Annotated in this window: 24 protein-coding genes and 1 pseudogene; 12 read left to right on the top strand and 13 right to left on the bottom strand. The window is 51.8% G+C overall.

Features of this window, described 5'->3' with window-relative positions; all coding sequences use genetic code 11:
• Positions 1 to 82: 82 nt before the first annotated feature.
• Positions 83 to 1,966 carry an AAA family ATPase gene (locus tag OAN307_RS09975; RefSeq protein ID WP_015499641.1) on the top strand — a complete coding sequence of 628 codons (1,884 nt, stop codon included), beginning with the start codon at positions 83 to 85 and terminating at the stop codon, positions 1,964 to 1,966.
• Positions 1,967 to 2,473: 507 nt separating this feature from the next.
• Here OAN307_RS09975 and OAN307_RS09970 read toward each other — a convergent pair.
• Entirely contained in the window at positions 2,474 to 2,869 is a 396-nt protein-coding gene (locus OAN307_RS09970; RefSeq protein WP_015499639.1) for a RidA family protein, read from the bottom strand.
• 88 nt (positions 2,870 to 2,957) lie between these two features.
• On the opposite strand from OAN307_RS09970, the gene OAN307_RS09965 reads away from it, so the two are divergent.
• Positions 2,958 to 3,677, top strand: a complete 720-nt coding sequence (locus OAN307_RS09965) for a helix-turn-helix transcriptional regulator (RefSeq protein WP_015499638.1) — start codon at positions 2,958 to 2,960, stop codon at positions 3,675 to 3,677.
• A 229-nt stretch (positions 3,678 to 3,906) separates the two neighbouring features.
• On the opposite strand, the gene OAN307_RS09960 is transcribed toward OAN307_RS09965, so the two are convergent.
• Positions 3,907 to 4,749, bottom strand: a complete 843-nt coding sequence (locus tag OAN307_RS09960; RefSeq protein WP_015499636.1) for a helix-turn-helix domain-containing protein — start codon at positions 4,747 to 4,749, stop codon at positions 3,907 to 3,909.
• A gap of 137 nt (positions 4,750 to 4,886) precedes the next feature.
• On the opposite strand from OAN307_RS09960, the gene OAN307_RS09955 reads away from it, so the two are divergent.
• Positions 4,887 to 5,126 carry a DUF2061 domain-containing protein gene (locus tag OAN307_RS09955; protein ID WP_245541023.1) on the top strand — a complete coding sequence of 80 codons (240 nt, stop codon included), beginning with the start codon at positions 4,887 to 4,889 and terminating at the stop codon, positions 5,124 to 5,126.
• Between the two features lie 217 nt (positions 5,127 to 5,343).
• On the top strand, positions 5,344 to 6,474 hold the full coding sequence (locus OAN307_RS09950; protein WP_015499634.1) for a TauD/TfdA family dioxygenase: 1,131 nt from the start codon (positions 5,344 to 5,346) through the stop codon (positions 6,472 to 6,474).
• 473 nt (positions 6,475 to 6,947) lie between these two features.
• Here the strand turns inward: OAN307_RS09950 and OAN307_RS09945 are convergent, their stop codons facing one another.
• Positions 6,948 to 7,838 carry a LysR family transcriptional regulator gene (locus OAN307_RS09945; protein ID WP_015499633.1) on the bottom strand — a complete coding sequence of 297 codons (891 nt, stop codon included), beginning with the start codon at positions 7,836 to 7,838 and terminating at the stop codon, positions 6,948 to 6,950.
• A gap of 99 nt (positions 7,839 to 7,937) precedes the next feature.
• On the opposite strand from OAN307_RS09945, the gene OAN307_RS09940 reads away from it, so the two are divergent.
• Positions 7,938 to 8,435: a lactoylglutathione lyase family protein gene (locus tag OAN307_RS09940; RefSeq protein WP_015499632.1), complete on the top strand. Its 498-nt coding sequence runs from the start codon at positions 7,938 to 7,940 to the stop codon at positions 8,433 to 8,435.
• A gap of 205 nt (positions 8,436 to 8,640) precedes the next feature.
• On the opposite strand, the gene OAN307_RS09935 is transcribed toward OAN307_RS09940, so the two are convergent.
• From OAN307_RS09935 to OAN307_RS09920, 5 genes and pseudogenes are all read right to left on the bottom strand, one after another.
• Positions 8,641 to 9,195 carry a pyridoxamine 5'-phosphate oxidase family protein gene (locus OAN307_RS09935; RefSeq protein WP_015499631.1) on the bottom strand — a complete coding sequence of 185 codons (555 nt, stop codon included), beginning with the start codon at positions 9,193 to 9,195 and terminating at the stop codon, positions 8,641 to 8,643.
• Positions 9,196 to 9,371: 176 nt separating this feature from the next.
• Positions 9,372 to 9,512 (bottom strand): annotated as a pseudogene (locus OAN307_RS29905) (DDE-type integrase/transposase/recombinase); the annotation flags it as partial.
• A gap of 52 nt (positions 9,513 to 9,564) precedes the next feature.
• Positions 9,565 to 9,714, bottom strand: a complete 150-nt coding sequence (locus OAN307_RS29900; protein WP_245541049.1) for a DUF4113 domain-containing protein — start codon at positions 9,712 to 9,714, stop codon at positions 9,565 to 9,567.
• Between the two features lie 67 nt (positions 9,715 to 9,781).
• Positions 9,782 to 10,000 carry a Y-family DNA polymerase gene (locus OAN307_RS09925; RefSeq protein WP_044043514.1) on the bottom strand — a complete coding sequence of 73 codons (219 nt, stop codon included), beginning with the start codon at positions 9,998 to 10,000 and terminating at the stop codon, positions 9,782 to 9,784.
• Positions 9,997 to 10,431 carry a LexA family protein gene (locus tag OAN307_RS09920; protein WP_015499630.1) on the bottom strand — a complete coding sequence of 145 codons (435 nt, stop codon included), beginning with the start codon at positions 10,429 to 10,431 and terminating at the stop codon, positions 9,997 to 9,999. Before OAN307_RS09920 ends, OAN307_RS09925 begins: the two co-directional genes overlap by 4 nt.
• Before the next feature lie 285 nt (positions 10,432 to 10,716).
• On the opposite strand from OAN307_RS09920, the gene OAN307_RS09915 reads away from it, so the two are divergent.
• The 3 genes from OAN307_RS09915 (at position 10,717) to OAN307_RS09905 (ending at position 14,195) form a co-directional block, all read left to right on the top strand.
• The gene (locus tag OAN307_RS09915) at positions 10,717 to 10,932 is read left to right on the top strand and encodes a hypothetical protein (protein WP_015499629.1); all 216 of its coding nucleotides are present in this window, start codon (positions 10,717 to 10,719) and stop codon (positions 10,930 to 10,932) included.
• A gap of 480 nt (positions 10,933 to 11,412) precedes the next feature.
• Positions 11,413 to 13,026, top strand: coding sequence for a GMC family oxidoreductase (locus OAN307_RS09910; RefSeq protein WP_015499628.1), 1,614 nt, complete (start codon positions 11,413 to 11,415; stop codon positions 13,024 to 13,026).
• Complete coding sequence (locus OAN307_RS09905; protein ID WP_015499627.1) at positions 13,023 to 14,195, top strand: mandelate racemase/muconate lactonizing enzyme family protein; 1,173 nt, start codon at positions 13,023 to 13,025, stop codon at positions 14,193 to 14,195. Before OAN307_RS09910 ends, OAN307_RS09905 begins: the two co-directional genes overlap by 4 nt.
• Before the next feature lie 470 nt (positions 14,196 to 14,665).
• On the opposite strand, the gene OAN307_RS09900 is transcribed toward OAN307_RS09905, so the two are convergent.
• The 3 genes from OAN307_RS09900 to OAN307_RS26175 all read right to left on the bottom strand — a co-directional run bounded on the left by OAN307_RS09900 (position 14,666) and on the right by OAN307_RS26175 (position 17,738).
• Complete coding sequence (locus OAN307_RS09900) at positions 14,666 to 16,336, bottom strand: hypothetical protein (protein WP_245541022.1); 1,671 nt, start codon at positions 16,334 to 16,336, stop codon at positions 14,666 to 14,668.
• Positions 16,337 to 16,422: 86 nt separating this feature from the next.
• Positions 16,423 to 16,626: a helix-turn-helix transcriptional regulator gene (locus tag OAN307_RS09895; protein ID WP_044043490.1), complete on the bottom strand. Its 204-nt coding sequence runs from the start codon at positions 16,624 to 16,626 to the stop codon at positions 16,423 to 16,425.
• A gap of 95 nt (positions 16,627 to 16,721) precedes the next feature.
• Positions 16,722 to 17,738 carry a hypothetical protein gene (locus OAN307_RS26175; RefSeq protein WP_015499625.1) on the bottom strand — a complete coding sequence of 339 codons (1,017 nt, stop codon included), beginning with the start codon at positions 17,736 to 17,738 and terminating at the stop codon, positions 16,722 to 16,724.
• Positions 17,739 to 18,170: 432 nt separating this feature from the next.
• On the opposite strand from OAN307_RS26175, the gene OAN307_RS09885 reads away from it, so the two are divergent.
• Both OAN307_RS09885 and OAN307_RS09880 read left to right on the top strand, forming a co-directional pair.
• Entirely contained in the window at positions 18,171 to 18,524 is a 354-nt protein-coding gene (locus OAN307_RS09885; protein ID WP_044043512.1) for a CidA/LrgA family protein, read from the top strand.
• A complete protein-coding gene (locus OAN307_RS09880) occupies positions 18,521 to 19,237 on the top strand; it encodes an LrgB family protein (protein WP_015499474.1) in 717 nt (238 codons plus the stop codon). Before OAN307_RS09885 ends, OAN307_RS09880 begins: the two co-directional genes overlap by 4 nt.
• Before the next feature lie 245 nt (positions 19,238 to 19,482).
• On the opposite strand, the gene OAN307_RS09875 is transcribed toward OAN307_RS09880, so the two are convergent.
• Positions 19,483 to 20,460 carry a GlxA family transcriptional regulator gene (locus tag OAN307_RS09875; RefSeq protein WP_015499624.1) on the bottom strand — a complete coding sequence of 326 codons (978 nt, stop codon included), beginning with the start codon at positions 20,458 to 20,460 and terminating at the stop codon, positions 19,483 to 19,485.
• 68 nt (positions 20,461 to 20,528) lie between these two features.
• On the opposite strand from OAN307_RS09875, the gene OAN307_RS09870 reads away from it, so the two are divergent.
• On the top strand, positions 20,529 to 21,713 hold the full coding sequence (locus OAN307_RS09870) for an MFS transporter (RefSeq protein ID WP_015499623.1): 1,185 nt from the start codon (positions 20,529 to 20,531) through the stop codon (positions 21,711 to 21,713).
• 336 nt (positions 21,714 to 22,049) lie between these two features.
• Entirely contained in the window at positions 22,050 to 23,093 is a 1,044-nt protein-coding gene (locus tag OAN307_RS09865; protein WP_408634933.1) for an MFS transporter, read from the top strand.
• A gap of 588 nt (positions 23,094 to 23,681) precedes the next feature.
• On the opposite strand, the gene OAN307_RS09855 is transcribed toward OAN307_RS09865, so the two are convergent.
• Positions 23,682 to 26,060 (bottom strand): 1-deoxy-D-xylulose-5-phosphate synthase N-terminal domain-containing protein, encoded by a 2,379-nt coding sequence (locus tag OAN307_RS09855; protein ID WP_015499620.1) that lies wholly within the window; start codon positions 26,058 to 26,060, stop codon positions 23,682 to 23,684.
• Between the last annotated feature and the right edge of the window lie 2 nt (positions 26,061 to 26,062).

The following is a 26,062-nucleotide window of genomic DNA, read 5'->3' as shown; positions in this document are numbered from 1 at the left end:
GGCAGCTCCCAACCCAGATTTGAGGCGCATTCAAGCCTTGCTTACCTCTCAAGACTGTGCTTTTTTTCAAAAAGGTGGATTTATGTCTGATTTTCAAATCACTAATGTTACCATTAAGGACTTTAAACGTATTGTTGATCTCACGTTGGATTTGGCACCAATTACTGCGTTGGTGGGAGGGAATACCAGTGGCAAAAGTAGTGTTTTGCAGGCTATCCAATTAGGCACATCATTATTGCAGGCTGCACATAGATCTAGGCCGAGAAGCAAAGCCAAAATTGTTGGCTCTGTGTCAGATGAACAGGTGTCTTTCCGCCCCACCCACAACATCGTTGACTTACGGAGAGGCCGGCCTGCTACCGAGAGGGTTGGGTTCGACATCACTCTTTCGGGAAATATGCTGATTAATAATGAACGCGTTGCAAAATCGCTTTCACTTAAAGTACGTAGAGGTAAAAACGCCAATATTTCGTTGAAGCGCCAAGGCGATGACGATTTTGCGCTTGAGCTAGCAGACCCTAAAAACAATGCTTCGGTTTTTACTCCTGGACTTTCGGGAGTTTCTACGCGCGAAGAGTTGAAAACACGAGGTGCTCTTGCCTCTAGTGTAATGCAAGGCGACGCCAATACGTACTTACGAAGCTTACTTTATCATCTCTTCGAAGACAAAGCAGATTGGTCCAAAAATGTTGCGAGTATTTGGCAGACTACAGATTGGAATGATGGTCCGGTTTCAGCTTTACCAGAGTGCAAGTGGAGGCGGTTCTGCCTGCTACTAAACGAAGTATATGACGGCGCTCGTATCAAAGTTGATCATGATGAAAATACTGAACAGTATGTTAAGGTAAATGTGGATTATCTAGGGCAAACTATGCCGATAGACCTTGCATCAACTGGTATGTTACAAGTCATCCAGATCTTAGCTTATTCCTGCTTTTTTGAGCCACCACTTTTGTTGCTGGATGAACCGGATGCACATCTTCATGCAGACAGCCAAAGCAAACTACTTAGTGCTTTACGAGGGCTTTCAGAGCGGCTCGGCACTCGAATTCTTCTGACTAGCCATTCACCGCAACTCATTCAGAGAATGAATAGGCAGGATGACATTCAAGTGGTTTGGATGGAAGAAGGTGCACGAGTTGAACTAGACGACCAAAACCTGCCAGCCATTCCACTAATGATGAGTTTAGGCGCAATGGGTATTGGATCTGAAGCCTTTTCCCCCGACAAAAAAGTCATCTTACTCACTGAGGATAAAAAGGTTGAACTGGTAAAGGTTTTTGCTGAAGCAAACGGGGCCGACGACACGTTCGCATATCTCTCCTACAATGGGTGCAATAATTTACAAGGCGCAAGACAATTAGCACTATTGCTCCGAGACCTTAGACCCGAAACTAAAATAATCATTCACAGGGATCGAGATTATCGCACTGAAAACGAACTTCTTTTTGAGAAGAGCTTATTCTCTAGTTGGTTAAGTGCTGAAGGCGGCTCAAAGGTTATAGAAATATTTACTGATCTAAACGATATTGAACACAAGTTTGCCTCCATTGAGCACTTATCGCATGTATTTTCGGACAAGGGTTCTGATGAATTACAAAAATGCATTGATAATGCGATTTCAGAGAAACGCGATGAATTTGTCATTCGATTGGACCGAGGCCGTTCAGTAATATCTGATAGGCTTTACACAGACCGCATGAAAGGGAAGGCTGTAAAGTGGCGAGAAGCAGAGATGCCTAGAAGATGTGCTCCAGCAAGTGACTTTCGGCCAGGAAACGGCAACGACCCATTCTGGTTTGCGAGCTGCCATGGAAAAGAACTTGAGAAATGCCTGCGTGACAAGCTCCATGATTTGTTGTGTGGAAGTACTGCAGAACTCCAAGTCAGATTGCATGTCGCCTCAGATGCATTGGTCGACCAAAGTTGGGCAAATGCCATTAGTGATGTCTTATCGGAAGACTGAAAGTCTTTTTAAAGGCGCGCTTATATAGCTCTGTAAAGCAAGCTCCCGCGCGAAGCTGACCTTGGTGCATGCCGCAGCGAAAGACCGCTCTCCACCGATTCTGCGGAAAAACACCGTGTTGGCGGCGTCAAGATAATCTTGATCCGCATTAGATCCCCCCCCCCCTTATGACTAATAGCGTTAGCTCCCAGCTCAATCGGCTGCTGATATAAACCGAAGTGACCAATTCATGAGCCGACTAAAATGCTCAAAGACTGGCCGTTCCATAACAACAACAAGAACCCTAACTACCACTATAGAAATTTTGCGCCGGTCGCACGTAACGGGATGCGAATTCCCCCTGTGAGGGAAAGGCTCGGGAAGGACCCAAAACACCTCAAGATTACACGTTAAATTTTGCTACAAAGGGCGGTGAGCTGCCGTTCGCTACTCGATGCATGGAGGTCAGCTGTGCGGACGAAACGGTCATTAGGCTGAAACATCCAAATGACCGCTTCGCTTTTTCATCTAGGCTGCTGCCGTTGCTTCGATTTCGAACAACAGACTTGGGATCGCAAGACGGGTGACACCCAGAAGTGTCATAGGCGGTGCAACCTGATGTGGACCAAAGCGCATCCCCATGAGATCCAAATTCTTCAGAGCTTCGTCCACATCGGTGGCATACACGCCCAGTTTGGTGACATTACTCAGGTCCATCGCTGCGCCCTTCAACACCGCTTCCAGGTTGTCCAATGCCAAACTGATCTGGCCGCGCATATCGCCGGGGTGTTGCGGATTGCCCTCGCTGTCCACAGCTGTCTGACCTGCGCAGATAACTTGGCGCGTTGCTCCTTCGATCATTTCGGCCTGATTATATCCCAGCTTCAAAGACCAGTCCCATGGGTTTACAGTAGAACGTTTCATCTCTTGGTTCTCCTTGTTTGGTGTTGCTGAAACAGGTGTAAAACGAAATAGTGCCAAAATCTGTCACCATTAATGCTATGGTGGTCACATGAACATTCGACTCAGACATGATGCGATCGTACGCAGCCTTCGCCGTAACGGAACAACCACCGTGGATCACCTTGCTGAGGAAGTTGGGGCGTCGCGCCGCACTGTCTTGCGCGACATCAGCGCATTGCGCGATGAGGGCTTTGTTATTCATTCTGATGTCGGGCGTGGCGGTGGGTTACAGCTCGATCCGCAATCACTGCAAACCAAGGCGCGGCTTTCGGTACCTGAAGTTTTTGCCCTTTTGATCAGTGTTGCGGCGATGCGGGCGGCTGGCAATCTACCCTTTTCAGACCTCGCTGATGCGGGCCTTGCCAAGATCGAAAGATCACTTCCCTCCGATAAAGTCCGTGACTTGCGCGCCTTTCTTGGCTGCTTGCATATCGGGAACCTGTCCCCGCATCAGGATCTGTCGGACATGGGGAAGATGGACGCCGACTTGTTGCCTGTGTTCGAAACGACTTTCTTAAATCGTCAGTTCATTCGATTTGATTATCGCGACGCAAAAGGCCGCAAGACGCAGCGGCAGGTGGAGCCACAGGCCATGCTGATCCTTTCGCCGCTCTGGTATCTTGTTGCCTGGGATCCAACGCGAGAAGACTTCCGGCATTTTCGAATGGACCGGGTCAGCGACCCAGCCGCCATAGACGATCAAAATTTCCGTCGTCGCCATGTTCCGTTCGAAGATGACGTTTGCCCTTACAATGAATTGGTGCGCTGAGATTGCCAAAGCCGTCATTCGTTCTCGGCGCAGCATCGGTCAAAACGGGCTCTTTGCTGCCGTTCGCTGCGCGTTGCACCAAGGTCGGGTTTGGGCCGTTTGTGACATGCTTCATTGCGCACATTTCGAAACGAAGGGCGGGAACCGAACATTCGCTGGGGTCGTGACCAAGGTCGGCTCAGCCGGACTTTCCAATTATTGCACCCGACTGCCTCAAGGATTGGTTTCGTCACTCTTCCATTAATGAACGGATATATGAAGGGACATTGCGAGCGTCGATGACAGCCTCGCGGACAAGCCAATCAAAGTGACCTGATAGCGATTTTACCCGCTCGTTCTCACGAAACGCCAGATAGCATTGCCCAACATAAACGACCGCCAAATTCGGGCCGAAAATTGTGACGGGTGAACTGAAGACCTGATGGGCGTCAAATAAGAATATACGCAATCTTGGGAACATCTGGTCGCATTGATCAGCGATAAAGTTCAGCTGTTCAAATCTGATGTTTTTTTCAACGCCTTTATAGTAAGCCGTTCCAGCTGCACATGCCTCAATTTCATGAATTGGTATGGCGATCTCATAGTCAGACACACTAGAGGATAACCATTCAAGTTGATCCTGTATCGCGCTGAATGCCTCTGGCGACTTGCGTTCTCGCACGGATGCATACTCCCAATCCAGCATACGTTCTGTCTTTAAAATATCTGGCAAAGTCGCTGGAACATGACGTACTTTGTAGCCTGCAGCTTCATGGTGCCATTCCAGGATCTGTTCATCAGCAGAGGTACGTTCGGCGGGGCTTAGCGACAATGCTGCAGCCACAATGTCACCGGGCGTTTCGGGCCTATTTGTCAGACCAAGTAGCCAATCAGTACTCACACCCAACGCGATAGCTACATCGGCCGCCAATTGCGAGTTTGGCAGTCTCGGATGGTCGTCCTTAAGAAGCTGACCGATGGTTGAACGATCTACTTTGGTTTCTCTGGACAACCCACTTCGCGTCACGTCTTTTTGCAACATCGCTTCAAGCAGGCGTTTTCGAAATAAGTCTGCCCGAATCCGTTTGTCCATTATAATCTACCTTGCAGCCTTAAAGCACCAAAGTAGAACTAACGCAGCAAATTCACATAATGTCTATACATCTCAATCCGAGATAGCCGAGAAGAAACGTTAAACACTTCGCGGAGATGATCCCCATGGACAGCACAATGAGACTCTTTACCAAGGCTGTAACTTGGCAAGTTGCCGGCTTCTTTTCAATGATGCTGATTGGTTTCATCTTTACCGGTTCGGTAGCGGCAAGTAGCGGTATCGCTTTTGTCGGATCAGTCGCAGGCTTTGTCTCATATTTTGCTCATGAAATGGCTTGGGCAAGAGTTTCGTGGGGACGTGGCATAAACCCCGCCAGAACACATCTGAACGCTGGTAAAAATGCCGTGGAATATTGACGTCCATGTATAAATTCGGGTTGCGCGCTTAAACGGCGCTTGCCGTAGTATAGTGGCCGACTTATCAATCTTCATATGAAGTTTGAGGTTTTGCATGTGTTGACGGGAGGGCGCGCCGCCGGGTCGCCTTACGGCAAGACGCAGGAGTGGTGGCCCCCTCCCTACGTTTAATCGTTTTCGATTAAATCCCTGCAACATCAAATTAATAGGTATCCCTATGACTGTAACGACCCTCGCGGTCCGCCCTGATACGCTTGTCGTGACTTGGGCGGACGGCATAACCACACCTTTTCCATCAATCTGGCTCCGCGACAATTGCCCCTCTGGTCTGCACCCAGAAACCCACGAACGCTTGCTTGATCTGCTGACAATTGACGAAACACCAGTCTTGATTTCAGCGGCACTTGTTGGCGAAATGGCCATGCTGAGCTTTGCCGACGGTCATATCAGCCGTATGCCAATCGCACTGATGAACGCGCATCGCCCCGGCCAACCAAGCTTTGACGCAGCTAACCAGAAGGCGCAGCTTTGGCGTGCTGACCACGGAGCTACGAACATCTCGCGTTATGCGGCAGCACTCATCCTTGCAGATAATTTTGCGTTGAAGGACTGGATGCAAAAGACAGAAACTTTTGGCCTAACAATAATTGACCACTTGCAAGACTGCACCAATGCAGGCGTCGAGATCGCAGAACGGATCGGCTTTTTGCGAGCCACAAATTTTGGCTCCACTTTTGAGGTCTTAAACAAACCCGATCCAAACAACCTCGCGTACACTTCTGTCGCCCTGCCACTCCACACTGATTTGCCCAACCAAGAGGTACCTCCTGGCTATCAATTTCTACATTGCTTGGCTAATGAGGCGACTGGTGGTGGATCATTATTTGCAGACGGCTTTGCTATGGCAGAGGATCTTCGATCCGAAGACCCAGACGCATTTCGCCTATTGTGCGACATCGCCATTCCTTTCCGCTTCCATGATGATAGCGCAGATATCAGGGTGCACAGGCCAGTCATCACTCTTGGGCCGAAAGGCGAAGTTATCGAGATCCGCTATAACGCGCATTTGGCCGGTATTTTCGATATGCCGGCAGAGATTATGCCCGCATATTATCGCGCTTACCGCGCCTACATGGCCAAAACGCAAGATCCAAAATACCGCCTGACACTGAAGTTGAAAGCGGGCGAGATGGTCGTCTTCGACAACAGGCGTATTCTTCATGGCAGGGACTCCTTTGATCCATCCACGGGCTTCCGGCATCTGCATGGTTGCTATGTGGATCGTGGCGAGTTCTTTTCGTGTCTGCGGATTTTATCACGCAAGAGCCACGTCGATATCGCATCCTAATTCCTGAACCCGCTACATTCAGGTCATCCGATCTTGGATGGCCTGTCTCCTCTTCCTGACCAAAAGCCGCCATTAATTGGCGTTGCAGCCTCGGTCAGCAAGGGCTCACTACCGCCATTCGCTGCGACCTCTACGAAGATCCGGTGTGGTGATGCCACGAACTCACCCGTTTGCAAGCTCAGACGTGGAGTCACGGATTATGGCAACTGGTTGCTCAAAAATGTGTAATCTTGCTGTAGTATCGTAGCGGATTTTGTGGAGTTGGGCGAATATGATTCCAGATCAGCGGCGCAGAGCTCAAAGTGACCGATGCTGCACCATATACATGTCGACGCGAAGGGCGGGAAGCCGACTTTCGCTGCGCAATGCATAGACGTCTGCTATGCGGACGTAACTGCCGTTTAATATACACATCTGAAGGTCATCTATCTGTTCCAACCGATACCTATTATGTTTGATACTCCTGAGAAACGTTACTTCAAAGCAGTTGCGGCACGGCTAATTAAGTCGCTCAAAGCAGCGACACGCGCGATCTCGCTCCGTCCCTTGCGGGAAATCACCCACAGATCATGATATCGTTGCTTCGGAAGTTGAATTATCGCCAAGTCCTGCTTTCCAGCAAAGGCATCGACGCCAGATTTGGGCAATATCGTATATCCCAGCCCCTGCGCTACCGGAATAGGGATTTGGCCAATCTGGTTGACGAATGTCTTGACCCGTAAGCGGTCAGCCCCTTTGTAATCTTTCGGAAAGTTCAGCGAAAATAGATCATCCGCATATGCATATCCGTCTGGGTGCGCGACAAAGCCAAGTGCGTTCAAGAGGTGGAGATCAAGCTTTTGCCCAGCGAATGATTTCGGAACAATCAAACACAGCTCTTCACGGGCTAATTCAACGGCCTCCAATCGGGGATGGTCGGTCGGTTCAGAAACGATCCCCAGATCAAACTTTCCATCCAGAACGGATGTCACAATACTCATATGCGGCGTAGCCGTAACACAGATCACAAGATCAGGCGCTTGATGCATCCGATCCAGAAGATGTGGATAGAGCCACATGGCAAAGCTGCCGGAACAACCAATGCTGATGTCGCCTACGTTTGGATCATCAATTTGGATAATGTCCTGCAATTCGCGCTCTTGCTTACGCCGTGCAATGCCAATGGCCAGCACGGCTTCACCAGCAGGGGTGAGTGTGAAAGACTTTCCATCTTTTGATATCAGGGGCTTGCCGACTTGGGACGCCAGTTTGTTTAAATGCTGCGAAACACCGGGCTGGGTCATCCCCAACAATTCCGCCGTCCGCGTAAAATGTCCGACGTCGCACAGCGTTGTAAAGGTATCCAACCACTTGGCATTCAGCATGTTCAGCTCATAAAATTATGGTAATCATATAAAATGATAATTTCCAACGCAAGAGAGGTCCATCTAAAATTCCATCAGAACTCTTGAAAAGGAAATGCCATGCACCCGACACCACGTTCATTCTCGCATATCGGTTTGTCTGTTCCAGATTTGGACAAAGCGATTAAATTCTACGGTGACGTCCTTGGTTTCTATGTCATCATGAAGCCTACGGTCATTGTCGAAGATGACAGCGACATTGGCCAAATGTGCTCTGACGTTTTTGGCAAAGGTTGGGGACGCATGCGCATCGCCCACTTGGCGACGGCTGATCGTATAGGGTTTGAGCTCTTCGAATTTGAAGGCCACGAGGCACCGGATGACAACCTCAATTTCCGACAACACGGCACGTTTCATTTCGCCATTCAGGATCCAAACCTTGAAGATCTACTGGCAAAAATTGTTGCCGCTGGCGGTAAACAACGGATGCCCGTGCGTGAATATTTTCCCGACGAGAAACCCTATCGCATGGTTTATGTCGAAGACCCCTTCGGGATCGTCTTTGAACTCTACAGCCACAGCTATGAGCTGACATACTCTAACGGTGCATACTCCTGAGCCAGAAGCAGACATTCACGTTGCAAGTGAGTGTCCTCTTCGCGGCCATTAGATCGTTTGCAGCATTCGTGGATTTGAACTCTCTTTGAACGGCTGCTTCCGCCAGATGGCCCCAGAGCACGCGCAAACGCAGCGAAGGGCCGCAATCCGCCCTTCATGTTGAATGCTGCAACGCAATGAAGCAGTGCCCGTCAGGGTCTTTCAATCACGGCGCCAGCCATGTACCCGCCCACTCGTTTTCGCAAATAAATTCAGCGCGCCGATGGCGTGCCCCAAGATGCACGAGGTCTATCTCCAACAAATGGCACCTCAAAACGGCAAAGCGTTCCCTGTCGCTTGGTTTTTCGTAAGCGTATGCATCTAAAATAGCAGTGCCCGGCGTCGGTCGTGTGCCATAAGAAACCCGCGAACTTTCGGGTACGCGATCCCATTTTTGTTCGGAGTCGCTCCCTGTCTGGATTTCCACCGTTGCAGTGATCCGAATTTGCAAATCTGCGCGTGGTATCCAAACGTGAAATGCGGCTTTTGGATTGTGTTGCAGCGCGACGACTTTGGACGTTGCAATATCCGTGTGGACCTCAAGAACAGATTGGGAGCGGGAAGCACCGCGCAGCGCCACAGTCCTCGCCTCGGGTGTTCCATCCGGTGCGACGGTTGCAAACGTGGGGTAACGCGCCGGTGAACGGCTGTCGGCCACACCGCGTGTCAGGTGGCGCCATGCTTCATCAAGCAAGGCCTGCAGATCGTTAGGATCACTCATTAGCTGCCATTTCGTATTATCCTTATTTAAATGCAGGGACTGAAAGTGGAGATTAGTAATGCTGCAACATTCAGACACTTTTAGCTCATTGCCGCCGAAGAGCCACTCCTCTGCAAATGCGGCGATTGGTTTCTTTAAGCTCCTTGCATTGTACGAGTTCGCATCCGCCTAAATCAAAGCATGGCCCGCTCTCTTCGTCTAAATGGCTGATGTGAATTCTCAGCTCGATTGTTGAGCCAGCGGCCGGTTTCCTGTTTGTCCACATTGCCGATTACCTTCATCACCACGCCGTAGGAACAGAGCTTATCGGTGACAAAGTGCTCGCCCTGCCCGCCTCAACTGATTTTGCTCTGACAGTACCCTTAAATCTCAACGAACTACCGGCAAATCAGCAAGCCGCGTGGTATATCTTGGACTTCGGTGATCGGACCGCAGCTGCCAAGGTCGCTTCATCCCTTCACTCGCCAAGACCAGGGTTTTCTTCCCAAACCTGTTGTTGACTTGATCAAGCGCACTCATGAGAGCAACAGACTTTGGCTTCTCAACATCAAAAAGGGTCAGGGGCCGATCCTCGAAGCGAATGAGATCAGCAAGCATTATTCCGGCTTTCGTAAAGCCATATGTCTGTCCCTGCCCCTTCGCCCATCTTAATGCCAAGCGCTTTTGCTTCGTCACTGCGCGCCACGGCACAGCCATCATTGTTTGACAGCACAATCACCGGCACGTTCTTCAAGGTTGGGTCAAATATCCGCTCTGCTGAAACATAGAAATTTGCGCTGTCCGAGATCGCAATGGGCCGCTTCATTCAAGATCATACCGCCGCACCACACCTGCAATGACGCCCCATATCTCGCTGTCTTCCGTCAACTCGATATCTGGAAAGCTCTCCTTGCCGTTAGCGGGAGCCAGAAAATACCGCCCGTCCCGCTTGCGCAACATCTTTGCGGTCACAGCCCCGTCAACGACTGCCAAAACGGCGCGCCCAACTCTCCGCTTACCAGCACGGTCTACAGCGATGATATCCCCGTCTCGAATGCCTGCATCCCAAAGGCAATCACCCTCAACGCGCCACCAGAAGGTCGATGACGGGTGCCGGACAACCCACGAGATGGGGTCAATCTCGTCCTCAAGGTCATCTCCCGCAGGCGAAGGAAACCCTGCACTGGCGGCGTTGGCAACCAGACGAACAGGCATGCCATTTGCAATAACTGGCGTCTCAACTGGAAAAACAGGCACACAGATTCTCCCTTGGTGTTCTGGTAATGTTCTCCTGTCTCTCTCAGTTTGATATGGTGAGTCAATGACCGACGGCGGGGAATGAGGAGTATCGCCACGAATGACATCACTGCATCTGTAAAGCCTAAAAAGTGACCCAAACTAAACGGATGGAGCCCCCCATCGGCGGCATTCATGCAAATGCTGCATGGCGGCATTGCGGAAAGGGCCATTGTGCAACTGCAGCATGGTTATACATCTCAGTCACAAGACACGCATAAATAACTAAAGAAATCGAGTGACGACATGACAACATTAACAGCGCCATTCTTTTCCAGCTCATCACTGAGATCTCGTTTTGAGGCGTTCCGCGCTCAGATGTCCGAGAACGCAGCCAAGCGTAAGGTCTACTTCACGATACTGAAGGAACTTGAGCAGTGTTCCCCACGTGACCTACAGGAACTTCGAATTGCGCCATCATCGATCCACCAGATTGCCCACGAAGCAGCTTACGGCGCGTAAGACATAAAGTTTGGTTCTGTCCCCGCCTCACTCAAACATTCAGATCCTGGCAAGGCCAGCACACAACCTCTTTCATGAAGCAATGCTTCAAACACCAGTTTCGGAACCGCCCACCTCCTCCCGGGTGGAACTGAAAATACCGCTGACAGCGCTCACCTCCTCCCGAGCAATGTTGGCGAAGACGCGCCTTGCCTCTTCTCCTCCCGAGACGCACCGAGGCGCGGATACATAAGAACGGTCATGCTCACCTCCTCCCGAGCGTGACCGTTTTTTGGTTTAGCAGGGCGATACAGGAACTTGGTCCATGGGGGAAGTCGGACTTCATACCACTTTGTGCAACAAAGCACCTCTGATGGCGAAAACGCCAAGTCATCAATTAATAAGCAAATAGTATGATAATTCCGAAGCAATTTCAGTTTTAATCTACTGCGTCTTGGCCTAACGGTTTTGCAGGGACACTTTGGCCAGCGGATAGTTAAAATGGCGGACTACGATTACATCATCATCGGCGCGGGTTCGGCTGGCTGCGTTCTAGCGGAACGCCTGAGCGCTTCGGGGCGTTACAAGGTGCTTGTACTTGAGGCAGGAGGGCGCGGACGGTCTCCTTGGATTGTGCTGCCACTGGGATATGGCAAGACCTATTTCGATCCGGCTGTGAATTGGAAATACGAGACTGAAGCCGAAGAGACGCTGGCAGGTCGCAAGGGCTATTGGCCACGTGGCAAGGTGGTTGGGGGGTCTGGTGCGATCAACGCTTTGGTCTATGCACGCGGCCTGCCAAGGGATTTTGACGATTGGGAAGCCGCTGGCGCTGCGGGCTGGAATTGGGACACTGTGCGTGGCACCTATGAGGTGATGGAGACGCAGGTTAGTCCGAGTGGTGCGCGTCACGGAAGTGGACCGCTGCACGTTCAGGATGTGTCTGACCAAATTCATCCCTCAACCCGACATTTCTTTGCCGCCGCTAAAGAACTTGGGTTACCATCAACAGACAGTATTAACGGTGCTGTGAACGAGGGTGCTGCGGCTTACCAGATCAACACCAGTCGTGGGCGGCGGATGCATTCGGCACGCGCCTTTCTCGCGCCTGCGCTTAAGCGGCCGAATGTCACGTTGATGACTGGCGCTTTGGTTGAACGGATCGTTTTCGAAGGCCGCCGTGCAACTGCAGTCAAACTGCGCCATCGCGGACGTTTGGTTAACCTTCAGGCGGGACGCGAAATCATCCTGTCGGCAGGTGCTGTGACCTCGCCGCGGATCTTGCAACTGTCGGGTATCGGTCCGCCAGAGATGTTGAAGCGGATGGGCATCACAACTCTGCTGGATGCGCCACATGTGGGTGGCAACCTGCAAGATAATCTGGGTATTAATTACTATTTTCGCGCGACTGAGCCGACGCTGAACAATGTGCTGCGTCCCTTCCACGGCAAAGTGCGCGCGGCAATTCAATATGCGTTGACCCGGCGCGGTCCATTATCGCTTTCTGTGAACCAATGTGGTGGTTATTTTCGTTCCTCAGTGGATCTGAATCAGCCTGATCAGCAGCTTTATTTCAATCCTGTCACCTACACCACGACGTTGGTTGGCAAACGCAATGTGGTCCAGCCGGATCCGTTTCCTGGCTTCATCATCGGGTTCCAGCCGTCGCGGCCCACCAGCCGAGGGCGCATCGACATCAGTGCGAACGATCCCAATGCACCACCGCTGATCCGTCCTAATTCGCTGTCCAATAAAGAGGATTGTGCGCAAGTTGTTGCGGGTGCTCAGCTGTGCCAGACGTTAATGAATACAGTGGGACTGGATCGGCTGGTTGAGCGCGCAATTGACCCCGATCTGCGCTGCATGACCCCTGACGGCATCCTTGCCGATTTTCGGGAACGGGGGGGGACTGTATTTCATCCGATCGGTACTTGTCGGATGGGAGAGAATGCCGCGTCCTCTGTCGTTTGCCCCAAGCTGAAAGTTCACGGAATCAGCGGGCTGCGGGTCGTGGATGCCTCAGTCTTTCCAAACATTACCTCAAGCAATACAAATGCCCCTACGATGATGCTGGCCCATCGGACAGCCGACTTGATTTTGGAGGATGCGTCATGAGTATGCCCTATTCGTCTTCCGGAACCGCGCCTGTCGGTTATGATCGTGGCAAAGACGATACTGGGCTAAAGATCAGCCAGATCGAAACGTTTTGTACGCCGCTGATCGGTTTTGTCCGCGTCACTGCCGAGGACGGGTCAACAGGCTGGGGGCAGGTCTCGACCTATAATAGCGATCTGACCTGTGAAATTCTGCACCGGCAAGTTGCCCCTTGGGCGTTGGAGCGCGGCATGGATGCGCTGGAAGCGGTGATTGCGGAAATCCCGCTGCGCGAGCATAAGTTTCCGGGCACCTATATACGCCGCGCCATGGCTGGGTTAGACACTGCCGTCTGGGACTGGCGTGGCAAAGTAGCAGGTAAGCCCGTGACCGAGCTTCTTGGGGGCTCTACTGGGTCGATACGGGCCTATGCCTCATCTATGCGGCGCGACATCACGCCTGAGGATGAGGCCGCGCGCCTGATGGCTTTGCGTGACACCTATGGGTTTGATGCCTTCAAGGTGCGCGTTGGTGCAGAGTGTGGCCAGGACCGCGATGAATGGCCAGGCCGGACAGAGGACATCATTCCGACCATCCGCAATGCACTCGGAGCGAAAGAAGCGCTTTTGGTTGATGGCAATTCAGGGTTCAGCCCCGCCCGTGCGATCAAGGTGGGTCGGATGCTCGAGGACAATGGCTATGAGCACTTTGAGGAGCCGTGTCCCTATTGGGAGCTGGAGCAAACCGCAGAAGTAACACGCGAACTCACCATTGATGTTGCAGGCGGTGAACAGGACTGGGACCTACAACATTGGAAGCGGATGATTGCGCTGCGTGCGGTGGACATTATCCAGCCGGACATTCTTTATTTGGGTGGCATGGGCCTCAGCATGAACGTCGCACACATGGGCCAAGAGGCCGGTCTGCCCTGCACACCACATTGCGCGAACCTGTCGCTTGTGACGCTTTTCACTATGCATTTGCTACGTGCCATCCCGAATGCAGGACGTTATCTTGAATTCTCCATCGAGGGGGATGATTACTATCCTTGGCAGCGCGACTTGTTCTTGGATAATCCTTACACAATCACTGACGGGAAGGCCCTTGTGTCAGACGAGCCAGGTTGGGGTGTTGAGATCAACCCAGAATGGCTGGCCAAGTCCACATATAAGTGCAGCGCGCGCGATTGATCGGTTTTAGTCTATGAACTCAAGTTAGCAGCAAACGCATCATCGCCGCAGCAATCAACAACAACAACCCTAACCACCACCCTTCAAAATTTTCGTCTGTCGTACGTAACGGGATGCGAATTCCCCCTGTGTAGAAAAAGCCCAGGAAGGACCCAAATGGGAAACCGCATCAGCCATCTTGATTACAATTGGCATCACGTGATCCTAACGCTAGGGGCGATCACCCTATTGGACATCCAACTGCGTTGGGACTTTGGGACGTAGGTGGGACAGCTGAATGTCCCACCTACGTCCCTGAAAATGTTCACTTAATCTCTACCTCTACACTTACTACCAAGAGAAGGGGAGTATTGGTGGAGGGGAGAGAAAAGATCATAGGGGGTTGCATAAATCTACGAACGGTCCCAGCTGTCCCATTACAAGATTTCCTATAATAATCAGCCCGTTACTCGGGACAAGTATTGTAACATTCAATAGAATTCGTCGTCACCTTCGCTGGAAGTGTTTAGTATCAGGTCGTACGGGATAAGGATCACTCGGTGCTGTTGGTTTTTCCAAACACGAATTGGATTATCGGGGCGAATAACACCCTCTATTTTCAACAGAGCAGAAACGTGTGCTCCATTTTGCCACTTCGTACCGGCATAGAGCGTGGCGACGGGCGTTGTTCGTCCCAATCGAACTCCAACGCTGTCCTTCTTGGACAAAACATACACACCAACTCGACTAAGGGCCGCGCCTGCATCTTCAACTCCTTTGATTTTATCCTGAGTAATTGCAGACATTAAGAGTTCGCCAATCGTCCGCTTGAACCCGTGATCCAAATTTAATGAGGTGCTGAGCAAGAAATCTAACGCGTCATCTCCCTCTGAGCTCACTCCAGAATCCTCAGCATCGCGCATTAACTCCTTCAAGATCGGCAGCAAGTCACGCAATCTCCCCTGGTCAACATCGCCCCCGAATAGGGCCAAGTCACGTCCAGCAAGGATCGTTGCCGCAGTGTCAGCTTGCCTCGCATCTGCTCCTTGCGCACGGGCTGCTGCAGCAATGACTGAGTGGGTCTTGTCCCAACGCCCACTCTTGGCGAGAATACGGCCTCTCAGCCGAGAAGAGAGTGCGCGGACAGATTTCTCAAATGCCGCCAACCTTGACATCGTTTGAAGGGGATCTGATGTGGTTGGCAAGTGCCCCAAGTCTATCATCACAAACCGCGACCGGTCTTGTGGCTCAAGCTGAATGTGATTTATCGAAGTCACATATGCTGCCCCGAGAGTCCGGAATGAGACTGCGGAATGATCAGCGCCGCCGCGCGAAACTCGACCGCCTTCTCCCCCAGACATTCGGCGAAACAGGGCAAACATTTTGTCTTGCTTGGACCCATTGCGCGTGCCTTGGTCTGGCTCAAATTCATCGATTAGAATTGGACGGGCTTGATTATTGCGAGACTGTCTAATCCCGGCTTCTGTCGCATCGTTTAGGACATTGCCCCCAAACTCTCCTAATAATCCTGCGACAAGCTCCATCAGCTTCGACTTTCCACTTCCGCGGCTGCCATAGACGTACAGATGAGACCGCCAAGCAGGGAACCCGCCAAGGCTCGCGGCCGCGACCCATCCGAAGAAGATGTCTGCATCGACATCCCGTTTCCATCCCCAGAGTGCCTTCAGCTCCAAAAGAAGAGACTCAACTTCCTCTGGATCAATCAAGCTGATGTCAGGTGGGGTAATCGGCGCCGCGCCGATCATTATACACTTTCCTCTGTACTCCGAAGGAGCAAGGGACCGTCCTTGAGGTTGAACAAGATGGTTCCCACAATGTGCGATCGCTTTCCCTTCGTCGTCTCTCCAGACACCGACAGCCCGAACATCTGCGGAATCTGGATCAAAAACACCTCTCCCATTGCATTGATCTATTATCCATCGACCGGCCTCACGTGGTGACCATCCGCCATCTTGCTGTGGAAAGTTTTTGACGCACCACGCATCGATTGCTGTGCTGAAGCCACTCAGCAGAGCCCGAACGCCTCGCCCTGTCTCTAAAGCCTCAGCCTTCATACGGCGCAACTCGCCGCTGGCTGAAATGAAGAAGTACTCCCCCCCTTTTTGACCAAGTGGGGTAATGGGGCAAATCGCCAATTCCATAACAACGTCAGTAGGCACGGTATTGGAGCGCGGGTTGTCAATTGTAGTGCGAACACCGTTGTTCGCTAGGGACTCGCTTTGGTTACTCATGACGATTTCCCCACTTCTTGGGCTACGATCCAGGCCCTGACGTCGGACGGACGATAGCGGGCACACCGACCAATCTTGATCAGCTTGGGGCCCTTCCCATCGATCACGCATAACTCGAGAAACCGCTTTGTTACGCCAAAGCGCTCTTCGACCTCGTCACGGCTCAGAAGCCGTTCATCATCTCTGTTTTTGCTGCTCATTTTTGAACTCCACATGTAATAGCATGCAGACCAAGTTCAGCATTTCGGCGAGTCGGATAATACCTGCGCGAACAGATACCCCCTTCCTGTTTCGGCTAGGGGATCAGTCCTCTCAACCTTTCGATGCTGATATATGTCTCTCCAGATTTCCGTTTTGCGCCCCTGTTGCGCACATTGCTGCCTACATATGCCTTGCCTGCAGCGGTTTTCGACATTCCAGAGCGCTCGACAGCTACGGCGACCATATCATCCGTGCGAGCGAGCTTGTCCTCCTTTTCCAGGGCCTCAGAAACTCGCTCCATCCACAAACGCGCGTTAGTGATCAACGCACCTTTGTCCCGGTGATCGTTAAACATCAGTGAGAGGTCGGCAGAAAAGACAAATTCCAGCTTTCTGCTGCGCTTATTGAGTGCTTCAAATGCTCTTTCTGGCTCAACAAGACGTTCGATTCCATTGTGCAACTCTGAGACCAAAATACGTGACTGTTTGAACGCCGATCGCTTTGTGTCCTCAACAATTTCAAGAACCTTTCTAAATCGGAGCTGGAACCTGACCCACTCTGGACCCACATTCTTGTATTGCCATGGTTCTCCCGGATCTGGGAACTCTGAGCGTCGACTCCAAGCATTTGGCTTGTACGCCTTGGGCAGCCTTCCCTGTCGAACCTCAGCGAGCCCACGTGCCGCTCGCTCTTCCTCCGAAAGAGCGGGCTGGTGCACTTCAGTATGATTGATTGCATCCAAGCGGTGCTTCCAAATTTCTTCTACTTGGGCGTAAACATTTTTGGTGCCGTCATTCGTACGGAAGAGCCGATCAAGCAGCTCCTGTTCAAGCTTGGCACGGGGCCGCCAAGATACCGTTCGGCCAGCCACGAGGTTCTGCTTAATCTGACCTTTAAACAGTCCTTCTTGAACTTTATTCAATTTATCGGGTGCCGTCCGAGATGGACCGAGACGGTCAATGTTGCCTGCCAGATCTTCAATCAATTTGATGATCGCAAATGGTGGTGACGGCTGGTCCAAAACTAGCTCAGCGCTACCTGTTTTGATCAGGACCAGCGCCACATCATCTTCCGGTTCCTCATGCGCTCCGTCTGGTCGAATTAGGATCATCAGCACAACCTTTTGTCAAACTCGTCGCAGCCATCCTGCATGGCCAGGCGCAACGCATCAAGCGCCGGTCAAATTAAGCGCTGTCCCGTTTCAAAGAGCCGCTTAAAAAGCGTAAGATTTCAGAACGGTTCAAGGAGATCGCATAAATCGTGCCAGTTGGCCAAATCCCTAGCGGATGGTGGAACCTTATGGTCAAAAATCCTCCACGATCTGCTCAGGCTACTCAGCGTATCTCTTCTTAAGTTACAGCGACACGATCTGTTTGGCGTATTGGGTAGTTTGAGGTCACTGCCACTGTTGGACTGATGGTGCTGGACAACTCTTGCACAGGCGCGCCGGTCTCGTGCAGCCTCAGAGCGAAATTTTTCCATTGGTTCTGAAAAGTGTTTGGCGTCAGAATGATTTAGATTATCATCTGAGGAGAGAAAACGAATGCTCCATACACTCGGACTGCTCTTGGGCTGCCAGCTTTTGGGAGAAGTGACTGCGCGGGGCTTTGGCCTCCCAATGCCAGGCCCGGTTCTGGGTCTTGCCCTGCTCGTGCTGATACTCGCCACAATGCCCACACTCGCAGAACGGCTAAGGCCGACTACCACGGTCATCTTGGCGAACCTGTCTTTCCTATTCGTGCCTGCGGGTGTCGGAGTGATTGGCAACTTCGAGGTTTTGTCGGCAGACGGGATTGCACTGCTGGCTATCCTGACACTTTCGACGGTGCTCTCCATGCTGGCTGCTGTTGGAACGTTCATTGGCGTTCGGCACGCAACCGAACGCTGGGCCCCATGACAGACGTCGCAAGCCTTTGGAGCTACCTGGCAACCTCACCGCTGATTTGGCTCACCACTACGATCCTCGCCTATCTGGTCGCAGATGGGGTGGCGCGGCAGTTGGGCAACCCACCCTGGGCCAATCCCGTGCTTCTGTCGGTCCTCTTGATTGCACCAGTGCTCTGGCTGACACAGACAGACTACACGACCTATTTCGAGGGTGCCCAATTCGTCCACTTCCTGCTCGGGCCTGCGACGGTGGCGTTGGCTTTACCGCTTTGGGATAATCGAGACACAATCCGGACCTCGGTAGCGCCGATCGTGCTGGCTTTGCTCACAGGCTCGATCGTCGCGGCAGGCTCGGCCATTATACTGGCGCGTGCCTTTGGTCTGCCAATGGAGGTCCTGCTGTCATTGGCGCCAAAGTCTACTACCGCGCCCGTGGCTCTCGGCATCTCTGAAGCAATTGGAGGGATTCCGGCGCTGACAGCAGTGTTGGTCATTATGACGGGGATCATCGGTGCTGTGACTGTCACACCTTTGATGAATTTACTGCGGATTACCGACTGGCGGGCGCGAGGTTTTGCCGTCGGTGTTGCCGCACATGGAATTGGGACGGCCCGCGCATTTCAGGTAAACCCTCTGGCAGGGGCCTATGCTGGCATCGCCATGGCACTGAACGCTCTGCTGACAAGCCTGATCGTACCGCTGTTGGTGCGCTGGCTGGTTTGAAAGCCTTACAACTCAGTACTCGAACAGGGCATGCGGCGACGCAGCATAATCTTGCCGGAAGCCCCTACTGCCAGATCGACGTGAACGGCCCAAAACCGACTTTGGCTGGAACGTCGGATGCCGCAATGCAGCTTCACCGAAGTGGACATTGGAGCAGGTGTACAGCATTTTGACTCGCTGGGGGTCCGCTCAGCGGATGGAGCGTTCTTTCGCAGCGATTGCACCAATGTCTGCTGCGAAGATGATTATTCAACGAAAGTGTTCAGATAATCGCTCACATTGATACCATATCTCCTTTGAAAGGCACGGCGCATGCGTTGTAGATCGCCAAATCCGCTAAGCCGTGCGACTTGCTTGAGCGATAGCTTGTCAGCCATGAGACCTCTTGCGTGATCAACACGCACCCGTTCAACGAACTGCGCTGGATTTTCTTGCAGATCGCGCTTGAAGTGACGTGACAGCGTGCGTGGATTCATTCCTGCGGTGTCGGCCAATGCATCAAGTGACCAGTCGAGATACGGTTCTGCAACGACTTGTTCGATCAATCGGGTTAGCGCATCGTCCTTAGTAAATTGACCTGCCAAATGAATTGCGTACTGGCTTTGCCCGCCTGTGCGCCGCAATTGAACGACTAATTCACGTGCTACTGCTAGGGCGACAGATGCACCGCAGTCTGCGCGAATGATTGAAAGGGCAAGGTCGATGCCTGTAGTAACACCCGCAGAAGTGAAAACACGGTCCTGCGCAGTGGAAATTTGGTCAAGGTCCCACAACACGCGATCATAAGTCTTGATATCTGCTAAGCGGGACCAATGTGTTGTTGCTAGCCTTCCGTCCAACACCCCCGCCGCCGCAAGCAGTAATGCGCCGGAGCATATTGAGATAACACGCCCATTCGGCTTGCGTTCAAGGTGATTAGCAACGATTTCGCAAACGGTACTATTTGGGATCAGCGCGTTAATTCCCGCGCCACCTGGTATCAAAAGATCGTCGTTGGTGGACTCGGACGACAGTGCCGCATCGGGGACCATACGTAACCCGCAACCGGCCCTGACTGGACGTCCATTAAGCGATACATACCGAATGTCGTATCGTCTGTTACCGTTCACCCGTGCTGTGTCGAACGCTTGAACCGGACCAGAGACATCCAGCAAATTGACATCATCAAAGAGCAAGACGTCAATCGAGCGGGTTTTTGGTGAAGTGTCTATATATGATGTCATATTGACATATTAGACAGGTATGAAATGCTTTACCAAGCCCCAAATAGAACTTGATTTGGACATTCACCATGCACACCTCGATAATTTCTCGGAACGGCAACTATTTGGGTTTGCTTGTGGCGAACACGATCCTTGGTTCGGCAATGCCGATGCTGATTATCTTGGGCGGTCTCGCAGGTTTGATACTGGCCCCTTCGACGGCGCTGGCGACGTTACCTGCGTCACTTCAGACGCTTGCGGGGCTGCTCGCTGCTGCGCCGTTTTCGTTTCTGATGGGCCAGTATGGGAGGAAAGTTGGTTTTATCACGGGCGTTGCCTGTGCTGTCATCGGTGCATTGATCGGTGTCTGGGCTTTGTTTACTGGCAATTTTGTTCTGCTTTGCGTTGCGCACCTCGCACTGGGGGCAGCACTTGCATGCTTCCAGTATTTCAGGTTCGCCGCAGCTGAGACTGTAAGCACGGAATGGCAGCCTGTTGCAATCTCGTTGATGCTCACATCAGGGCTTATTGCTGCCTTTGTAGGGCCGCAGATGTTCATTGAAACAAAAGATACTCTCGTTCCAGTTCCTTTGGCCGGCGCATATGCAGCACTGGCAGTTCTTTCGCTTATCGGCCTGATTCCATTGGCGTTAACTAGGTTACCAGCTCCGAAAAACGGCTCCCCACAAAGTATCAAAGAGCGCTTTGCCTCTCTATCAGTGCTGAAACGCAAACCTGTTCGCCTCGCGGTGGGACTTGGCGCTGTCTCTCAAGGCATCATGGTTTTCTTGATGGTGCCGACACCTTTGGCCATGATCGGATGCGGTTTTAGTGAAGCCGTGGCCGGGGATGTTATTCGCTGGCACGTCGTTGCAATGTTTGCCCCCAGTTTCTTCACTGGGTTCTTGATCAAGCGGTTTGGTGTTCAGCCAATCGCGATAATTGGACTGGCGCTTCTTATCGTAGCATCGGGGGCTGCGCTAAGTGGTCTGACCTCTATTCACTTTTACGGATCACTCGTTCTTTTGGGTATAGGATGGAATTTCGGTTTTATCGCTGCGACGACAATGTTGGCCAATTCCGTGACCGATGACGAAAAAGCATTGGTGCAAGGCGCGAATGATACAATGATAGCACTGGTTTCAACTGTGTGTGCGTTTGCTGCCGGAGCCATCATTGCCGGGTTCGGTTGGGCTGTACTTGCGACAGTTTCGCTAGCACTATTAGTGGCGGCCTCTGTGATGTTCTTGAAGGAAACCCGCAAGGTCGCGTAGTTCCATTGATAAGAGCAATGCCGACATTCGCACTTACCGCAGCATGATACACTTTGGGCTCTTTCAGTGAATTTGCTGCGCGCTGCACGAACGGCTGCTACGCACTAACGTAGGATTTCACACTCTCCCGCAAACGACCCCTATCTGCTGGCAATGTGCTCCAAACTATTGCTGACACCAGACCAACCTCTATTGGAGTTGCACCATATGAACCGCACAACAACCTTTGTAATTTTCTACGGGGCAGTGTTCTTACAAGCTGGAGCGTACGGATTGACCTTTATGCTGCCACGTCTGTTCGAAACGTTCGGCGCGAATGAAAAGGCTGTCGGATCAATGTTGTTCATCACGGCATTTTCTACGCTCATCACGGTCTATTTCGCGGGCCATCTCACGGATAGGTTTGGACGGCTTGGTATGCTGGGGGTTGGCTGCGTGGCGATTTCTGTGGCACTTGCATCTTACGCGATAGCGGATGGGATTGGTGGCTGGGTGATTCAAGCAAGTGTTTTGCTGGGGTTTGGATGGGGACTGACCTACGCGCTGGCACCCATCGCGCTGACTACGCTGATTTCTGAAGAACAGCGTGTCCGCGGTTTTGCTATTCTAGCTATAGCGGTTATGGCTGGCTTCGGACTATCGCCTGTATTGGCTTCGATATTGATGAACACAGGCTTTTCTTTGAACGCGGCATTTTATATAAATTCCGGTCTATCTGCACTGTCGGCAGTGTCGTTCTTTACATTGATCAAACCAGTGCACAGGCATGCACAACAATCTGAATCGCAAATTCCATCAAGGCTCTCGTTTGGTTCAGTCTTGTGCATTCTAAATTCACCGGCACGACTGCCGATTATTATGGTCTGCATTGGAGCAAGTGTGTTTGCAGGCTTGAACAATTTTCAGACCGTATTTGCGGATGAACGCGAGCTAAATTACGCTGACTATTTCCTAGTCTACACAATTACCGTGGTGATCTTTCGCCTGGTTCTTGCTCGCTTCAAAGGAGGTCGAAATCCCTACTTAACCATCGCTTTTCTGCAATACATCATGTTTGGGAGTGTAGCGCTGTTTTTGGTCATTGGTAATAATGTGCCTCTTTATTGGCTCGCCGCATTTCTGTTCGGCATTGGTTACGGCGTATCGTATCCTATGTTGGTGGCTATGGTTGCGCGCGACGCCGATAACGATTTGTTGGCGCAAACCTTACAGTTTTTCGCATTATCTTATTTCGTTGGCATCTTTGGTTTTCCGCTCATTGCTGGCTGGCTGATCGTTGAAATGGGTACGTCTGCCTTGCTGATATTGGCAGCCCTTCTTGCTGGGGCGGAAGCGACAATGGCGCTAATTCGTGCGCTGTCCGGCAAATCCTCAGTATGACTACTGAAAAGTTTTTGGCGGAAATCTAAAACCGAGAATTGATTCTAGCTCCAATAATGATGCAATTTTCCATCAGGTACTCCTTGAGGTTCTTGGGTGGTTTTCATTTGCTCAATCAACACATGATCAACGTTACAAAAGATGATGAAAGATAGCCGCCTTACAGGCCTTGTATCGGTCGGTATAGCCGCAGAGTAGCAAGGCGCGGTCAATGGCGGCTAGATCGTCGCGTATTGCATCAGCAGCCTTCACCTCCAACTTATGCGCTCCCGCTATCTCTGCACGTTTCTTGATTAGTCCGTGAATAACGATTGATTGTGTCATGCCCTATTGTGATTCACATGGCAGGAAAGGTCAGCTATACTGTAGGTGCGTTTGATACGTAAGGCTGGGCTTTGGACTGTTGATTTTTTTGCTTATCCAGCAAACTTTGAACGGCCCTAAGGGGATCCTTGCTGCGCCATCCACCAACGTCCGCTTTGCCGGACGAAGTGACCCTCGCCCCCAACAGGTGTGGTGCAACGCGCAGCAAAGGTCAGCTTTGAGCCAAAAGTTTTAAAATCTCTATGAAGCGTCTATCGTCTGCTCCTAGTATCCTTCAATTGCGTTGCGGGAGATGTCTCGGCCATGGGATAGCTTGCTTGCCGATTGTATCAGTGCGTCTGCGTCAATGCGGAAATGCTGGTACAGATCAGCTATCGTTCCAGTTTGCCCAAAATGCTCTACGCCGTGCGGAACTGTTTGATGCCCTTGAACCGACCCCAGCCATGACAGCGTTGCTGGATGACCGTCTATGACCGTTATGAGAATGCAGTTGCGCGGCAAACTACTCAGTAGCGTTTCGATATGCGACTGTGCGCTTAGGACGCCATTGGAGCGCGCCCGTTGCGCCGCAGTCCAACCGGCGTTCAGCCTGTCAGAAGATGTTACTGCCAGAACGCCAACATCCCGACGTCCCTGCGAAATGGCGCCAGCCGCTTTAATTGCCTCTTGAGCGACCGCCCCTTGGTAAGCGATCACAATCTCACAGTTCGGTCCCGGCTTTCGAAGCCAATAGGCACCATCGATTGCGCCTTGGCGGAAATCTTCATCAACCCGCTTGCCGGGCTGTTCAATCGGGTTGGTGGTCAATCGCAAATAAACCGACCCGCCCGTTTCGTCGCGCAGCCATGTGCGCTCATCAGGATCTCCCTCACCATTTTTTTGCATGTAAGCAAAGGCCCATTCCATGATGACAGACAACTCATCCGCAAATGCCGGTTCAAACGCGGCCAGCCCATCCTGTGACATGCCGATAAGCGGCGAACTGATGGATTGATGCGCGCCGCCTTCGGGGGCCAATGTGACGCCAGACGGCGTGCCAACAATCATAAATCGCGCATCCTGATAGCAGGCGTAATTCAACGCATCGAGGCCACGTGACACAAACGGGTCGTAAACTGTACCGATCGGGATTAACCGCTTGCCAAAGACTGAATGCGATAGCCCTGCAGCGGCGAGCAGTAAGAACAGGTTCATCTCAGCAATGCCCAATTCGATATGCTGTCCGCCCGGAGTGAATTCCCACTTTGCAGTCGATGGTATGTTTTCGGCCTTAAACGTGTCGGCCTGATGTTCACGCGCAAACAGCTTTCGACGATTGACCCATGGCCCAAGATTGGTTGTGCCAGTCACATCTGGGGATGTCGTCACAATACGCTGCGCCAGCAAACTGTCACCCTTGGACAGATCATCGAGGATTTTACCAAACGCCATCTGAGTTGAAATTTCACGGTCAGACGACAGGTTAATGGCCGGAACATCGATGATATCGTCCCTGTACCGGCGCGCGCCTTTGGCAAAGAAAGGGGTCTGACTGAGCCGACGTTCAAATGTGTCCGGATCAGAAATGGTGGCAAACTTATCCCATTCCTCACCCTTGGCAACACCCATATGCGTCTGCCACGCAGCCATCTGCGTTTTGTTCATCAACCCGCCATGATTGTCTTTGTGGCCAGCAATCGGCGTCCCCCAGCCCTTGATTGTGTAAGCGAGGAAACAAACTGGGCGATCATGGTCTATAGCCGCAAACGTATGTGCCATTGTCGTAACACAGTTGCCACCAAGGTTTTCCATCAATTCTGCAAGTTCTTCATCGCTGCGCTTTTCAATCAGCGCCGTCACATCCCCTTGATCACCGAGAGCATCCATCAATCGCTGCCGCCAGACCGCACCGCCCATAAAGGTCAGAGCCGAGTAGAGCTGGTTTGGACAGTCATCGATCCATTTGCGAAGCTTCTCACCGCCAGGTTCCTCAAATGCTGCGCACTGAAGAACGCCGTATTTAACACGGACGACATCCCAACCAAAGGCGTCGAAAATCTGCTCTACCCGCTTAAACAATCCTTCGCGCACCACGCCATCAAGGGACTGCCGGTTATAATCAATTATCCACCAACAATTGCGCAGGTCGTTCTTCCAACCTTCTTGTAAGGCTTCGTAGATATTGCCCTCATCCAGTTCCGCATCCCCAACCAATGCAATCATCCGCCCAAGTTGTTGATCCTTGCCCCAAGATTTGGCTTGGATGTAATCCTGCACGATGGATGCGAAAGACGTAATTGCAACGCCCAGCCCAACTGAGCCTGTCGAGAAATCAACATCGTCAATGTCTTTGGTCCGCGACGGGTAGCTTTGAACGCCACCAAAGCCGCGGAAGTTCTCCATTTTCTCACGAGTTTGATTGCCCATAAAATACTGGATCGCATGAAAGATCGGCGACGCATGGGGTTTGACTGCCACGCGATCTTCGGGGCGCAATATCTTAAAATAAAGCGCAGTCATGATCGACACTATCGACGCCGATGACGCCTGATGTCCGCCGACCTTTATCCCATCAGCCTTTGGGCGAATGTGATTTGCGTTGTGGATCATCCAATGGGACAGCCACAACAAGCGTTGCTCGATGGTTTTCAGGTCGTCGGACATAT

It is taken from the genome of Octadecabacter antarcticus 307, from assembly GCF_000155675.2.
In the GTDB taxonomy this organism is placed as follows: domain Bacteria; phylum Pseudomonadota; class Alphaproteobacteria; order Rhodobacterales; family Rhodobacteraceae; genus Octadecabacter; species Octadecabacter antarcticus.
Note: the sequence above shows the minus strand (reverse complement) of the source record. Positions and strands in the feature narration are given on the sequence as shown.